General features: G+C 63.9%; 16 protein-coding genes. 12 read left to right on the forward strand and 4 right to left on the reverse strand.

All coding sequences use genetic code 11. The features are described 5' to 3' along the window. Nucleotides 1-532: MFS transporter (locus EOA23_RS23180; RefSeq protein ID WP_145966466.1), on the forward strand; the 532-nt coding region annotated here is incomplete at its 5' end. Nucleotides 533-578: 46 nt separating this feature from the next. Here the strand turns inward: EOA23_RS23180 and EOA23_RS23185 are convergent. Continuing rightward, nucleotides 579-1,151 (reverse strand): NADPH-dependent FMN reductase, encoded by a 573-nt coding sequence (locus tag EOA23_RS23185; protein ID WP_126061133.1) that lies wholly within the window; start codon nucleotides 1,149-1,151, stop codon nucleotides 579-581. A 275-nt stretch (nucleotides 1,152-1,426) separates the two neighbouring features. Here EOA23_RS23185 and EOA23_RS23190 point away from each other — a divergent pair, with 275 nt between their 5' ends. The 5 genes from EOA23_RS23190 to EOA23_RS23210 all read left to right on the forward strand — a co-directional run bounded on the left by EOA23_RS23190 (nucleotide 1,427) and on the right by EOA23_RS23210 (nucleotide 7,607). Continuing rightward, nucleotides 1,427-2,305: an ABC transporter substrate-binding protein gene (locus EOA23_RS23190; RefSeq protein WP_348628575.1), complete on the forward strand. Its 879-nt coding sequence runs from the start codon at nucleotides 1,427-1,429 to the stop codon at nucleotides 2,303-2,305. Between the two features lie 50 nt (nucleotides 2,306-2,355). After that, entirely contained in the window at nucleotides 2,356-3,522 is a 1,167-nt protein-coding gene (locus EOA23_RS23195; RefSeq protein ID WP_127305862.1) for an ABC transporter permease, read from the forward strand. Then, complete coding sequence (locus EOA23_RS23200) at nucleotides 3,519-4,457, forward strand: ABC transporter ATP-binding protein (RefSeq protein WP_127305863.1); 939 nt, start codon at nucleotides 3,519-3,521, stop codon at nucleotides 4,455-4,457. Before EOA23_RS23195 ends, EOA23_RS23200 begins: the two co-directional genes overlap by 4 nt. After that, nucleotides 4,454-5,203 carry an ABC transporter permease gene (locus tag EOA23_RS23205; RefSeq protein WP_126061129.1) on the forward strand — a complete coding sequence of 250 codons (750 nt, stop codon included), beginning with the start codon at nucleotides 4,454-4,456 and terminating at the stop codon, nucleotides 5,201-5,203. The genes EOA23_RS23200 and EOA23_RS23205 overlap by 4 nt, the downstream gene beginning before the upstream one ends. A gap of 262 nt (nucleotides 5,204-5,465) precedes the next feature. Further along, nucleotides 5,466-7,607: a sodium-translocating pyrophosphatase gene (locus EOA23_RS23210; RefSeq protein WP_126061128.1), complete on the forward strand. Its 2,142-nt coding sequence runs from the start codon at nucleotides 5,466-5,468 to the stop codon at nucleotides 7,605-7,607. Between the two features lie 87 nt (nucleotides 7,608-7,694). On the opposite strand, the gene EOA23_RS23215 is transcribed toward EOA23_RS23210, so the two are convergent. From EOA23_RS23215 to EOA23_RS23225, 3 genes are all read right to left on the reverse strand, one after another. Further along, a complete protein-coding gene (locus EOA23_RS23215; protein ID WP_127305864.1) occupies nucleotides 7,695-8,684 on the reverse strand; it encodes a glycosyltransferase family 2 protein in 990 nt (329 codons plus the stop codon). Between the two features lies 1 nt (nucleotide 8,685). Next, nucleotides 8,686-9,231: a dTDP-4-dehydrorhamnose 3,5-epimerase family protein gene (locus tag EOA23_RS23220; RefSeq protein WP_245474315.1), complete on the reverse strand. Its 546-nt coding sequence runs from the start codon at nucleotides 9,229-9,231 to the stop codon at nucleotides 8,686-8,688. A gap of 131 nt (nucleotides 9,232-9,362) precedes the next feature. Continuing rightward, nucleotides 9,363-9,884, reverse strand: a complete 522-nt coding sequence (locus tag EOA23_RS23225) for an outer membrane protein assembly factor BamE (RefSeq protein WP_042640142.1) — start codon at nucleotides 9,882-9,884, stop codon at nucleotides 9,363-9,365. A gap of 117 nt (nucleotides 9,885-10,001) precedes the next feature. Here EOA23_RS23225 and EOA23_RS23230 point away from each other — a divergent pair, with 117 nt between their 5' ends. The 6 genes from EOA23_RS23230 to EOA23_RS23255 all read left to right on the forward strand — a co-directional run. Next, entirely contained in the window at nucleotides 10,002-10,544 is a 543-nt protein-coding gene (locus EOA23_RS23230; protein ID WP_127305865.1) for a ubiquinol-cytochrome C chaperone family protein, read from the forward strand. 11 nt (nucleotides 10,545-10,555) lie between these two features. Then, nucleotides 10,556-11,104, forward strand: a complete 549-nt coding sequence (locus EOA23_RS23235) for a DUF177 domain-containing protein (protein WP_127305866.1) — start codon at nucleotides 10,556-10,558, stop codon at nucleotides 11,102-11,104. 130 nt (nucleotides 11,105-11,234) lie between these two features. Next, the gene (plsX, locus tag EOA23_RS23240) at nucleotides 11,235-12,305 is read left to right on the forward strand and encodes a phosphate acyltransferase PlsX (RefSeq protein WP_042640146.1); all 1,071 of its coding nucleotides are present in this window, start codon (nucleotides 11,235-11,237) and stop codon (nucleotides 12,303-12,305) included. Nucleotides 12,306-12,314: 9 nt separating this feature from the next. Next, nucleotides 12,315-13,286, forward strand: coding sequence for a beta-ketoacyl-ACP synthase III (locus EOA23_RS23245; RefSeq protein WP_127305867.1), 972 nt, complete (start codon nucleotides 12,315-12,317; stop codon nucleotides 13,284-13,286). A 105-nt stretch (nucleotides 13,287-13,391) separates the two neighbouring features. Further along, the gene (locus EOA23_RS23250) at nucleotides 13,392-13,715 is read left to right on the forward strand and encodes an integration host factor subunit alpha (RefSeq protein ID WP_040983242.1); all 324 of its coding nucleotides are present in this window, start codon (nucleotides 13,392-13,394) and stop codon (nucleotides 13,713-13,715) included. Nucleotides 13,716-13,847: 132 nt separating this feature from the next. Next, nucleotides 13,848-13,957, forward strand: a 110-nt coding sequence (locus tag EOA23_RS23255; RefSeq protein ID WP_127305868.1) for a MerR family transcriptional regulator, incomplete at its 3' end; no start/stop codon positions are given.

Consider the following 13,957-nt stretch of genomic DNA (forward strand, 5'->3'; position numbering starts at 1 on the left):
TTTCTGCACCGTCGGCAGCTACGCGCTGATGAGCTTCGTCATGACCGGCGCGCCGCTCGCCATGGTCGGCTGCGGCCTGTCGGAAGACGATGCGACGCTGGGCATTTCCTGGCACGTCATGGCCATGTTCGGGCCGAGCTTCTTCACCGGCTCGCTGATCCACCGCTTCGGCGCCGAACGCATCCTGGCCACGGGCCTCGTGCTCCTGATCGGCTGCGCCACGGTGGCGCTTTCCGGGCTGCATCTGTGGCAATTCTGGACGGCGCTGATCCTGCTCGGGCTTGGCTGGAACTTCGGCTTCATCGGCGCAACGGCCATGGTCGCGGCCAGCTACCGCCCTTCCGAGAAAAGCAAGGTGCAGGGTTTCCACGACTTCGTCCTGTTCGGCTCCGTCGCCTTCTCCTCGCTCATGTCAGGCGCGATCTACAACGCATGGGGCTGGACGATGCTCAACTGGGTCGTCTTCCCGGTCGTCGCGCTTTGCTTTGTCGCGCTCGGCACGTTGAGGATGGTAGGCTCCCGCGAACGCTGAGGAAGGTGCCGAGGCCGTTCCGGCGACAAGTCCGAAACGGCCGGCGTCATGCATCAGGCGGGAGCACCTGCAGCACCCGCGCGATGAACATGTGGAACTCGTCCATGTAATTGCGCAGGAATGTTTCGGTTGACGCCACAGTCACCTCGCCGTCGTCGGTGATCAATCCCGGGGTAAACTGGATATAGGCTTCGGGAGAGTTCATCTGGGGTGCGTTGCAGAAGCTGAGCACGCTGCGCAGGCTCTGCTGGGCGACGGCTGTCGCGATCGCGCCTGGCGAGGTTCCGATGACGGCTGTCGGTTTGCGGGCGAAAGAGTTCTTGCCGTAGGGCCGGCTCGCCCAGTCGATCGCGTTCTTCAGGCCACCGGGGATCGAGCGGTTGTATTCCGGCGTGACGAAAAGCACTGCCTGGACGGACGCGATGGCCTTCTTGAACTCCAGGGCGACCGGCGGAAAGTCGGCATCATAGTCGTAGCTGTAGAGCGGCAGGTCCTTGAAGGGGATTTCCGTCATCTCAAGTTCGGGCGGCGCCAGTTTCACGAGGGCTTTCGCAAGCTTGCGGTTGATGGAGCCCCTGGCAAGGCTGCCGATGAGGTAGCCGACTTTATGCTTGGCCATGACACACTCCCTGTTTTTGGCCGCCGACCCGCCTTTCCCTAGTATTCCCCAGAACAGGGCAGGCGGCCAGCCGACCTTAGGTCGGCATAGCCATGTCGGGGTGCGCCCGTGGCCTTCGTCTGGGCCGAACAAAATTATTGCGTGTATCCCCCTAGTTATGAAACCGTATGCCCCGACCGGCCGTTGAAGCTGTGCTCATATGCGACCACCGATTGAACGGCTTATAGCAAGGGATTTTCACAATGTTTTCAGGTAGAAAGCTCGCTTTCGCGGCGATGGCGCTTGGTATCGCGACGGCATCGGCGAATGCCCAGGTGGTGGTGTCTTCCAAGATCGACACCGAAGGCGGCGTGCTAGGCAACATCATCCAGCTCGTGCTCAACGCCAACAACATCAAGACCACCGACCGTATCCAGCTCGGCGCGACGCCCGTGGTGCGTAAGGCGATCACCGCCGGCGAGATCGACATCTATCCAGAATATACGGGCAATGCCGCCTTCTTCTTCCAGAAGGCCGACGATCCGGTCTGGAAGGACGCCGCCAAGGGCTACGAGACCGCCAAGAAGCTCGACTACGATGCCAACAAGATCGTCTGGCTGTCGCCGTCGCCGGCCAACAACACCTGGGCGATCGCGCTGCGCAAGGAAGTGGCTGACGAGAACAAGCTCGCCACCTTGTCGGACTTGGGCAAGTATGTCGCCAGCGGCGGCAAGGTGGTGCTCGCGGCTTCCGCCGAATTCGTCAATTCTGCGGCGGCGCTCCCCGCCTTCCAGACGACCTATGGCTTTACGCTGAAGCCAGACCAGTTGATCACCCTCTCCGGCGGCGACACCGCGGCGACCATCGCTGCCGCCGCCAACCAGACCAACGGCGCCAACGCCGCCATGGTCTATGGCACCGACGGCGGCATCCAGCCCTCCGGCCTCGTCGTGCTCGAGGACGACAAGGGTGTGCAGCCGGTCTACCAGCCGGCGCCGATCATCCGCGAAGAGGTCCTGAAGCAGCATCCCGAAATCGAGGCGCTGCTGAAGCCGGTCTTCGCCAAGCTCGATCTCGTCACCCTGCAGGAGCTCAATGGCCGCGTCCAACTGGGTGGCGAGCCTGCAAAGGGCGTGGCGGAGGATTTTCTGAAGAAGAACGGGTTCTTGAAGTGAGGTGAGCTCGGCGCGCCGTGCTGCGGCGCGCCGCCGATTGAGGGGCGATCGTGACCATCCGCTTCGACAAGCTCGGCGTCGTCATTGCCGCGATCGTCGCCTACGCTGCGTTGGCGGCCCCCTTTGCGACGTTCCGCGCCAACCGCATCGTGCCAGGCCAGGCGCGTTCGATCCTCGAAGCGCTGCCGCCCGCGCTTGGCATGGTGCTGCTGGCTATGGTGATCGTCGCCGCCATCGTCGCCTTGCTTAAGACGCCGCTCATCCTCAGGCTGGCGGTCAGCGTCGTCGCGCTGGTCGCGCTATCGGTCCTGATCGGCACCGCCGGCGGTTTCCTGACGCCTGCCGGAAACACCTTTGCCCGCGTCGCCCCCGCCTCCGGTTTCTGGCTGCTGATCTTTGCCTTCACCCTGCTATTGGCCGATGTGCTGACCAGGCTGAACCTGTCGCCCTGGTCGCGCGTCGGCGTGCTCGTCCTTGCCGCGCTCGCCATTGCCGTGCTGCTCGTCTCGGGAAGCTGGGACAGCCTCTCCATCCTCAAGGAATACGCCAGCCGCGCAGACAGCTTCTGGGCCGAGGCTTCCAAGCACGTTAGCCTGGCGCTTGGCTCGCTGGCTGGCGCGGTGATCGTCGGCATACCGCTCGGCATCCTTTGCCATCGCGTCGAGAAGCTGCGGGCGGGCGTGCTGAACGTGCTCAACATCATCCAGACCATCCCCTCGATCGCGCTGTTCGGCCTGCTGATCGCACCGCTCGGCTGGGTTGCCCTGCATGTGCCGGGCGCAGCCGCGATCGGCATCAGGGGCATCGGCACCGCGCCCGCCTTTGTCGCGCTCTTCCTCTATTCGCTGTTGCCGGTGGTGGCCAACACCGTGGTCGGGCTGGCTGGTGTGCCCCGAGCGGCCAACGACGCCGCGCGCGGCATGGGCATGACCGATCGCCAGCGCCTGCTCGATGTCGAGTTCCCGCTCGCCTTTCCGGTGATCCTGACCGGCATCCGCATCGTGCTGGTGCAGAATATCGGCCTTGCCACCATAGCCGCGCTGATCGGCGGCGGTGGCTTCGGCGTGTTTGTCTTCCAGGGCGTCGGCCAGACGGCGATGGATCTGGTGCTGCTCGGCGCGCTGCCCACCGTGGCGTTGGCCTTTGCGGCTGCCATCATTCTCGACGCGGTCATCGAGATGACCGCCACCAAGCGCAGGGTAGTTGAAAAGGCATGATCGAGATCGAGGGCATCACCAAGCGCTATGACGAGACGACTGTGGTCGACAACGTTTCGATGGTCATCGAGCCGCGAACCATCGCCACCATTGTCGGCACATCCGGATCCGGCAAGACGACGCTGCTCAGGATGATCAACCGGTTGGTCGAGCCGACCTCCGGCGTCATCAAGCTCGACGGCGCCGACAACCGCTCGGTGCCCGGCTATCAGCTGCGCCGCAGCATCGGCTACGCCATCCAGGGCCACGGCCTGTTTCCACACCGCACGGTGGCGCAAAACATCGCCACCGTGCCGCTGCTGCTCGGCTGGGACAGGGATCGCATCAAGGCGCGTGTCGACGAACTGATGACGCTCTACCAGCTCGATCCACAGGCCTACGGCCCGCGTTACCCGCACGAGCTTTCCGGCGGTCAGCAACAGCGTGTCGGCGTGGCCCGCGCTCTGGCCGCCGAGCCCAACGTGCTTTTGATGGATGAGCCCTTCGGCGCTCTGGATCCGATCATCCGCACCAAGGCGCAGGAGGATCTACTGGCGATCCAGAAGCGTTTTGGCACCACCATCATTCTCGTCACCCACGACATGGAAGAGGCTGTCCATATGGGCGACAAGATCGCCGTCATGGATGCCGGCAAGCTGGTGCAATACGCAAAACCGGCGGAGATTCTGGCGAGGCCTGCAAGCGATTTTGTCGAGACATTGGTTGGCGCCAGCGAAAGGCCGTTCCGGTTGCTGTCGCTCGGGCCTGTGCGCGATGCCATGGAGCCGGGCGGCGCGGAGGGCGAGGCGATTCCCGGCGAGGCCACGCAGCGCGACGCGCTGGCCGAGCTGTTGTGGTCGGGCCGTCCTGCGCTGCCGGTGAAGGGCACCGACGGCAAACTCATTGGCCGCGTCACCATCGAAGGCCTGGTGAAGCGCGCGGCGAGGCCGCAATGAAAGCCTGGCTGCCCGCGCTGCTGAGGCTGGCTGTCCTGGCGCTGCTGGTGATCTTCATCACCAGCCCGGGCTGGTTCGAGCCGCTGTTGAAACCTTTGACGGAGAATGGCGCGCCGGCGATCTACAACCAGGGCAGCCTGCTGACGCTGACCCTGCAGCACCTGCGGACCGTCCTTGTCGCGACGGTCGCGGCAACGATTGTCGCGGTGGCTTTAGCCATCCTGGTCACGAGGCCGGCAGGCGCCGAGTTCCTGCCCTTGTCGCGCAGCCTGGTTAATATCGGCCAGACCTTTCCGCCGGTTGCCGTGTTGGCGCTTGCGGTTCCGGCCGTCGGCTTCGGCGAGAAGCCGACGCTGATCGCGCTCTTCCTCTATGGGCTGTTGCCGATCTTCGAGAATGCGCTGACGGCGCTGACAACGCTGCCCGGCAACGTGATGGAAGCGGCGCGCGGCGCCGGCATGACCGGCTGGCAGAGGCTGATGAAGGTCGAGCTGCCGCTGAGCGCCCCTGTTATTCTCGGCGGCATTCGGCTGTCGGTCGTCATCAGCCTCGCCACCGCGACGATCGGCTCGACGGTTGCCGCAAAGACCCTGGGCGAGGTGATCATCGCCGGCCTGATCTCGAACAACCTTGCCTTCGTGCTGCAGGGTGGTCTCATCGTCGCCGCGCTTGCCGTGCTGATCTATGACGGCCTGTCGGCGATCGAACGCTACGCCGCGCGGCGCATGGGGCAGGGGGCGGAGTAGCGCGATACGGGGGCAGGCGGGCAGGGTTGCCCTGTGATGCCCTGCGCATTTTAATCGATCTAATTCCAGGCTCGCACTGGCACAACGATTCCCGCCTTCTTCTTTTGGGCGAAAGCCGGGCAAAAACCGAACAATATCTTGACGTTCCAAGCCTTGTTTCGCATACCCCAACCAAGGGGTGGATTCCGCGCGCGGCATCCATCTCCGTTCCAACGGCCCAGGGAGGGGTTCTTTTGGGCCATCAATAGAGGAAAATCCGGCAATGACCATTATTACCGCCGTCATCGCCTGCGGCTTGCTGTCAGTTCTGTACGCCATCTGGGCGACACGTTCGGTCCTTGCGTCCGATCAGGGCAATCAGCGCATGCAGGAAATATCCGCCGCCATACGCGAAGGCGCCCAGGCCTATCTGGCGCGCCAATACACCACCATCGCCGTGGTCGGCATCGTCGTGCTCCTGCTTGCCTGGTGGTTGCTCTCGATCACCTCCGCGATCGGCTTCCTGATCGGCGCCGTGCTTTCGGGCGCCGCCGGCTTCATCGGCATGCATGTCTCGGTGCGCGCCAACGTGCGGACCGCGCAGGCCGCCTCCAACAGCCTCGCCGCGGGCCTCGATATCGCCTTCAAATCCGGCGCCATCACCGGCCTGCTGGTCGCGGGGCTGGCGCTTCTCGGCGTCTCGATCTACTACGCCATCCTGACTGGCCCGATGGGCCTCCAGCCGAATGATCGCGTCGTCATCGACTCGCTGGTCTCGCTCGGCTTCGGCGCATCGCTGATCTCGATCTTCGCCCGTCTCGGCGGCGGCATCTTCACCAAGGGTGCGGATGTCGGCGGCGACCTCGTCGGCAAGGTCGAGGCCGGCATTCCCGAAGACGATCCACGCAACCCGGCCACCATCGCCGACAATGTCGGCGACAATGTCGGCGACTGCGCCGGCATGGCCGCCGACCTGTTCGAGACCTATGCGGTGACGGTTGTCGCAACCATGGTTCTGGCCGCCATCTTCTTCGGCGGCACGGCCGCGCTGGGTGCGGCCATGCTCTATCCGCTCGCCATCTGCGGCGCCTGCATCCTGACCTCGATCGTCGGCACTTTCTTCGTCAAGCTCGGCTCCAACGGCTCGATCATGGGCGCGCTCTACAAGGGCCTGATCGTCACCGGCCTGCTGTCGATCGTCGGTCTTGCCGCCGCGACCTCCGCCACGGTGGGCTGGGGCGAGGTCGGTACCGTCGCCGGCATCGCCATCACCGGCAAGAACCTGTTCATCTGCGGTCTCATCGGCCTTCTGGTGACGGGCCTCATCGTGGTGATCACCGAATACTACACCGGCACCAACAAGCGCCCGGTGAACTCGATCGCCCAGGCGTCGGTGACCGGCCACGGCACCAATGTCATCCAGGGCCTCGCGGTCTCGCTGGAATCAACCGCGCTGCCGGCGATCGTCATCGTTGGCGGCATCATCGCCACCTACCAGCTCGGCGGCCTGTTCGGCACGGCGATCGCCGTCACCACCATGCTTGGCCTCGCCGGCATGATCGTGGCGCTCGACGCCTTCGGCCCGGTCACCGACAATGCCGGCGGCATTGCCGAAATGGCCGGCCTGCCGAAAGAAGTGCGCCACTCCACCGACGCGCTCGACGCCGTCGGCAACACCACCAAGGCTGTGACCAAGGGCTATGCCATCGGCTCGGCCGGTCTCGGCGCGCTGGTGCTGTTCGCGGCCTACTCGAACGACCTCCGGTTCTTTGCCGCCAATGGCGACAAATACCCCTACTTCCAGGGCATGGGCGACGTCTCCTTCGACCTCTCCAACCCCTACGTCGTCGCCGGCCTGATCTTCGGCGGCCTGATCCCCTATCTGTTCGGCGGCATCGCCATGACCGCCGTCGGTCGCGCCGCCGGCTCGATCGTCGAGGAAGTGCGCAAGCAGTTCCGCGAGGACAAGGGCATCATGGCCGGCACCTCGAAGCCGAACTATGCGCGCGCCGTCGACATCCTGACCAGGGCGGCGATCCGGGAAATGATCATCCCGTCGCTGCTGCCGGTGCTGGCGCCGCTCGTCGTCTATTTCGGCGTGCTGCTGATCTCGGGCTCGAAGGCCTCGGCCTTCGCGGCGCTCGGCGCCTCGCTGCTCGGCGTGATCGTCAACGGCCTCTTCGTCGCTATCTCGATGACCTCCGGCGGCGGCGCCTGGGACAACGCCAAGAAGTCATTCGAGGACGGCTTCACCGACAAGGACGGCGTCAAGCACCTGAAGGGCTCCGAGGCGCACAAGGCCTCGGTCACCGGCGACACCGTCGGCGACCCCTACAAGGACACCGCCGGCCCGGCCGTCAATCCGGCGATCAAGATCACCAACATCGTCGCGCTGCTTCTTCTCGCCGTGCTCGCGCACGGCTGATCGCGGCGGCTATTCCAAGCCCGCGGGAGATCCCGCGGGCTTCGTTTTTTCGCATAACACCATACGTGCCGCCTTCCCGGCGGGCGCTCAGTTGGCTTCAGGCCTTTCGCTGGCATGGCGATAGCGGGCCAGCAACGCGTCGATGTCCGGCTCTCGCTCGGGCATCGGCGGCAAGCCGCGTGTCTGGCGCAGCATGGCAATGAAGGCGCCTCGGCGATGCTGGCGACGGAAGGAACGCGCCCGCGGATGTATGCCAAGCATCGCCAGAAACCTGCGTTTAAGGTAACGGGAACGCTTAAGGGGAGCAGGTTCCTCGGCGTTGCCAAGAATCCTGGCGCGCAAAGCGTCCGGCGAGCTCATCGCGTCCATCAGTTCTTCCTGCTCCTGCGCCGTATCACGCGCATAGCTGCCTTCGCGCTTGCCCGAATGCAGCATGAGCACGGTCAGATGCGGCATTGTCGCGATCACCGCACCCTTGCGCCAGGCACGGAACAGCCAGTCCTGGGAACTCTCGCAAACGCACTGGCTGGCCGGGCGCCATGGCCCAAGCTTTGGTAGCGACGTGCGCCGGATCATTTGCGCGGAGCCAAATCCGACCGTGGTGACGGGGTCATAGAAGCCGTCCCGCCCCATCCCGAGGATCATATGCCTGGAACCCTTGCTCGCGGCCGACTCGATGACCGCGCCGCGGGCGATCACTACATCGGCAGCGGTGGCGTCGATCCAGCCGCTCATGGATGCCAGATGGTCGGGAAACCAGAGGTCGTCATGATTCAAGACCGCGACGAAGCGGCCGCGAGCCCTGGCGAAGCCGATGTTGTTCGGCCCTGATTGCTCGCCGAAATTCACCGGAAGATCGATATAGGAAATGCGGCAGTCATCGAAGGCGGCGACAATTGCCGGTGTGTCCGGCCGGCACGCGTCGCCGACGACGATGGCTTCCCAGTCCTGCAGGGTCTGACCGATGAGGCTTTTCAGCGTCTGGCGCAGGACCGCGGGGCGGTTGTGCGTCGCGATGACGACCGAGACAAGCGGTTCGATCCGCCCTGTCGGCGCGCTCTGGCCGGCCTGTTCCACGCTATGCCAGCTTGTAGGGGATCTGGTCGGTATCGGGCGGTAGCCGCCAGTGATCGGGCGCGTCATAGGCATAAGCCTTGTCGACCAGATTGAGCACCAATGCAATGTCCGGTCCGAGCGCGACGACTCCGTGCCAGACGCCGGGCGGAATGACGACTATGGCAGGCCTGACCGCGCCGACGATCTTGTGCCAGACCGCGCCGAATGTCGGCGAGGCCTTGCGACCGTCGAACAGTGAGATGCGAACGCTGCCCACCGAGCAAAAAAGCCGGTCGGTTGTGACGCCATGGGCATGCCATCCCGTTACCGCGCCGGGATAAATCGTGCGTTGAAACACCTGTCCGACGGGAAGCCCGTCCAGATCCCATTCCTCGCGAAAGATCTCAGTGAGGTAGCCGGTCGAAGTCGCGACAGGCCGGATTTCCTTGAGCGCGACGCCGTCGATTGTCGGTGCATCGACGACAAGCCAGTCAGGTGTCACGGTCTGCCGGTCGGGCGTGCCTGTCGCCATCCAGCCTTGCGGCACAGTATGATCGCTGTTGCTCATGACCGGTCCCCAATCCCGGCAAATTGATAGGGGGACGCCGGAACATAAGCAAGCATGCGTCTTGGTCGCGCATACACAAAACCCGCCGGCGAGGCGGCGGGTTTTGATTGCTCTGTGGGCGGTCGATGGACTTAAGGCGTGCCGCTGCCGCCGCCGGGGATGCCGGGTGCCAGCTTGGCGGCGCCGTTGATGACCTGGCTGAGGAAGTTCTGGTCCTTGCCGCCGGTCGGTGTCGTCCTGGAGATGAAGTCGAAGATCTTGCCGTCCTTCAGGCCGTAATTGGCAATCTGGGTCACGCGACCGTCAGCGCCGAAATAGACCGCCAACACATGCTGGTCGATGATGTGCGGGTTGTCGAAGGCGACGTAGCGCTTGCGCGTCTGCGAGATATAGTAGAAGGCCTCGTTGTCGAAGGTCGCCGTCGTCGAGGGCGTGCCCAGCGCCAGCAGCACCTGTTCACGGCTCGATCCGACCGGCACCGAATCGATTGCCTGCTGGTCGATGACGTAGCCTTTGGTCAGCGTCTCGCTTGGATGGAGATCGCCGAACATCTTGGACGAATTGCAGGCGGAAAGCGCCGATACGACCATCAGCAGTGAGGCCACGCCCACCGGGGCGGGCGCAAGAAACGACTTGAATTTCAGCGCACCCAACAACAATTCTCCATCACATCCCCGCAACTTGCGCTGGGCCGCAAAACCGGTAAACCAGCTTGCATGCCGATGCAACAAGGCCAAATCAAACAACAGGTCCCCGGGAGACCGCCCTCAATGTTCCAGCGCCTTTTTGGCCGCGAACGCAATGCCAACCGCGCTATCACCGACGCGCTCTACGCACAAATCGTGGCGGCGGCGCGGCAAACGGTGTTTTATTCGGACTGGAATGTGCCGGATACGCCGCTCGGCCGCTTCGAGATGCTGTCGCTGCATATCTATCTCGTCCAGCACCGTCTGCATGGCGAGCAAGGCGTGGCGGCCGAGGTCGCGCAAGTGCTGATCGACGAGTTCTTCCTCGATGTCGATCATTCGCTGCGCGAACTTGGAATCAGCGATGTCGGCGTGCCCAAGCGCATGAAGAAGCTGGCAAGGATGTTTTACGGCCGCACGACCGCCTATGATGATGCCCTCCGGGAAGACGACCGCGCGGAGCTTGCGGCGGCGCTTGCCCGCAATGTCAGGCCGGACGCTGGCCCCTGGCCGGAGGCGTCGCTGCTGGCGGATTATGTCTGCGATGCCAGCCGGAAGCTCGCCGCGCAGCCGATCGAATCAATCGCCGCCGGCACGGTCGCATTCCCGGCCGCCGGGGCCGCTTGAAGGAGACCAGCATGAAAGACGCTGAATTGCGCAGCCCGGTATCCTTTGTCGCCAATGTCGCGCGGCTGCCGCAAAAAGGCCTGCCGGTCCTGGTCGAGGCCGACCAGCGCCAGCGCGAGGCACTTGCCGCCGAATATGACCTGCTTTCGGTGGAAAGCTACCGCGCCGAATTGCTTGTTGCTTCGTGGAAGCGCAACGGCGTCAAGGTTACGGGCCGTGTCGAGGCCGACATCACGCAGGCCTGCATCGTCACCCTGGAGCCGGTAAGCGCGCATATAGACGAGCCGGTCGAGGCGCTGTTCCTGCCCGAGCAGTCGAAGCTTGGACGCGAGGGCTTCGACGGCGGCGGCGAGATTATTCTCGACGCCGACGGACCGGACAGTCCGGAAACATTCTCCGGCGACACGATTGACGTCGGCGCGCTGGCCGAACAGTTCTTCGGCCTGGCGATCGATCCCTATCCGCGCAAGCCCGGAGCCTCGCTCGACGTCGCCGGCGACGATCAGGCCGAGGAAAGCGAATTCCAGAAAAAGCTGCGTTCGCTGCTCGGAAAATCCTGAGAGTGGTCCGGATTTTGGAAAAGTTGGTTGTGCGCAGGCGCAAAACCGCTATTTTCGCCGAACCTTCGCGAGCCCCCTTACCTTGGCAGGCGTCCGCCGCTAGCCAGGCAAACCGTGAGAAAAACACCGAGTGATCAGGATTTCCATCGATGCCATGGGCGGCGATCACGGACCGAGCGTGGTCATCCCGGCGCTGATGACGGTCGTCATCCGCCGCCCTGACATCCGCTTCGTCATCTATGGCCGCGAGGACGTGGTGCGTCCCGAGCTCGCCAAGTTCCCGAAGCTCGCCGAAGTGAGCGAGTTCGTCCATTGCGAGATCGCCGTGCGCATGGACGACAAGCCGAGCCAGGCGCTGCGCCATGGGCGCTGGAAGTCGTCGATGTGGAAGGCCGTCGAGGCGGTGAAGAGCGGCGCAGCGCAGGCCTGCATCTCGGCCGGCAACACCGGCGCGCTGATGGCGATGTCGAAATTCTGCCTGCGCACCATGGCCACCATCGATCGCCCCGCGATCGCGGCGCTCTGGCCGACGACGCGCGGCGAAAGCGTCGTGCTCGATGTCGGCGCCACCATCGGCGCGGACGCGCATCAGCTGATCGATTTCGCCATTCTGGGCACCGGCATGGCGCGCTCGGTGTTCGGCATCGAGCGCCCGAGCGTCGGCTTGCTCAATGTCGGTGTCGAGGAGATCAAGGGCCAGGAAGAGGTCAAGGAGGCCGGCCGCATGCTGCGCGAGGCCAACATGGCCTCGATGAACTACCGCGGCTTCGTCGAAGGCGACGACATCGGCAAGGGCACGGTCGACGTGGTGGTCACCGAGGGCTTTGCCGGCAACATCGCGCTCAAGACCGCCGAGGGCACGGCAAGGCAGATCGCCGGCTATCTTCGCGCCGCCATGAGCCGCACGCTCATGGCCAAGATCGGCTATGTCTTCGCCAAGGGCGCCTTCGACCGGCTGCGCGAGAAGATGGATGTCGGCCGCTCCAATGGCGGCGTCTTCCTGGGCTTGAACGGCATCGTGGTGAAGAGCCATGGCGGCGCCGATTCGGATGGCTTCGCCGCGGCGATCGAGCTCGGCTACGACATGGTGCGCAACAATCTGCTTGACCGGATCGAGGCCGACCTCGATCTGTTCCATGCGCGCAATCCCAATGCCCAGGCAAACAGGAAATCCGGCGTCTCCGCCGACGCCGAGGAATAGGAACGGACCTTGATCAGATCAGTCGTGCGCGGCAATGGTGCCGCGCTGCCCCACCGCATTATGAAGAATGCCGACTTCGAAGGCATGGTCGAGACATCCGACGAGTGGATCGTCCAGCGCACCGGCATACGCCAGCGCCATGTCGCGGCCGATGACGAGACGACGGCCTCTCTGGGCGAGGCGGCGGCGCGCGCCGCGCTGGACAGCGCGGGCATGACGCCAGCCGATATCGACCTCATCATCCTGGCGACTTCGACGCCCAACAACACATTCCCGGCGACCGCCGTTGAGATCCAGAACAAGCTCGGCATGCATCACGGCTTTGCCTTCGACATGCAGGCCGTCTGCTCGGGCTTCGTCTATGCCGTCGCCACCGCCGATCTTTATATTCGTGGCGGCTTGGCCAAGCGTGTCCTGGTGATCGGCTCGGAGACATTCTCGCGTATCCTCGACTGGAACGACCGCTCGACCTGCGTGCTGTTCGGCGACGGCGCCGGGGCGCTCGTTCTCGAAGGCCAAGAGGGCGCCGGTGCGATCACTGACCGCGGCGTGCTGGCGGCGAGCCTGCGCTCCGATGGCGCGCATAAGGACAAGCTCTTCGTCGATGGCGGGCCTTCGACGACGGGAACCGTCGGCCATCTCAGGATGGAAGGCCGTGAGGTGTTCAAGCATGCCGTCGGCATGATCACCGATGTCATCGAGGCGACCTTCGGCGAGGCCGGCATAACGGCGCAGGACCTCGATTGGTTCGTGCCGCATCAGGCCAATAAACGGATTATTGACGCTTCCGCCAGGAAGCTCGGGATAGCCGAGGAGAAAGTTGTGGTCACCGTCGATTTACACGGTAACACCTCGGCTGCCTCGGTGCCGCTGGCTCTCTCGGTGGCCGTCGCCGACGGCCGCATCAAGAAGGGCGATCTGGTGCTTCTCGAGGCGATGGGTGGAGGCTTCACTTGGGGCGCGGTGTTGCTCCGCTGGTAAGTGCCGAACGCGCCGGTTCGGTCCTTGACCTTGCCGGATCAATTACTTAGGCTCTGCCTTTGGCTGTATCGATTTACATTTTCTGCGAGCAGATGGGACGGTCGCATGGGGGGAAAGACACTGACGCGTGCCGACCTTGCTGAAGCCGTTTATCGGAAGGTTGGCCTGTCGCGGACTGAATCGGCGGAACTCGTCGAAGCCGTGCTGGACGAAATCTGCGAAGCCATCGTTCGCGGCGAGACGGTCAAGCTTTCGTCCTTTGCCACCTTCCACGTCCGCTCCAAGAACGAGCGCATCGGCCGCAATCCCAAGACCGGCGAGGAAGTGCCGATCCTGCCGCGCCGGGTGATGACGTTCAAATCGTCGAACGTGCTCAAGAACCGGATTCTGCGTTCGCATCAGAACAGCAAGGGCAAAGGCGGCAAGTAGTTTGCTGGCGAATGCGGTTGAAAACCGCCGGCCGGTTTGACGCTGGGCTTGAATATCGCTCCATAAATCGCTGAAATAAGGGGCGATTCGGCATCATGCGCCGGATCGTGGTCCAGTGTGGAGGATTGGCCCATGGACAAGAGCCCCGATGCTTTCCGCACCATCAGCGAAGTCGCGGAAGATCTCGACCTGCCGCAGCACGTGCTGCGTTTCTGGGAGACGCGCTTCACCCAGATCAAGCC

Source organism: Mesorhizobium sp. M2A.F.Ca.ET.042.01.1.1, from assembly GCF_003997405.1.
Lineage (GTDB): Bacteria > Pseudomonadota > Alphaproteobacteria > Rhizobiales > Rhizobiaceae > Mesorhizobium.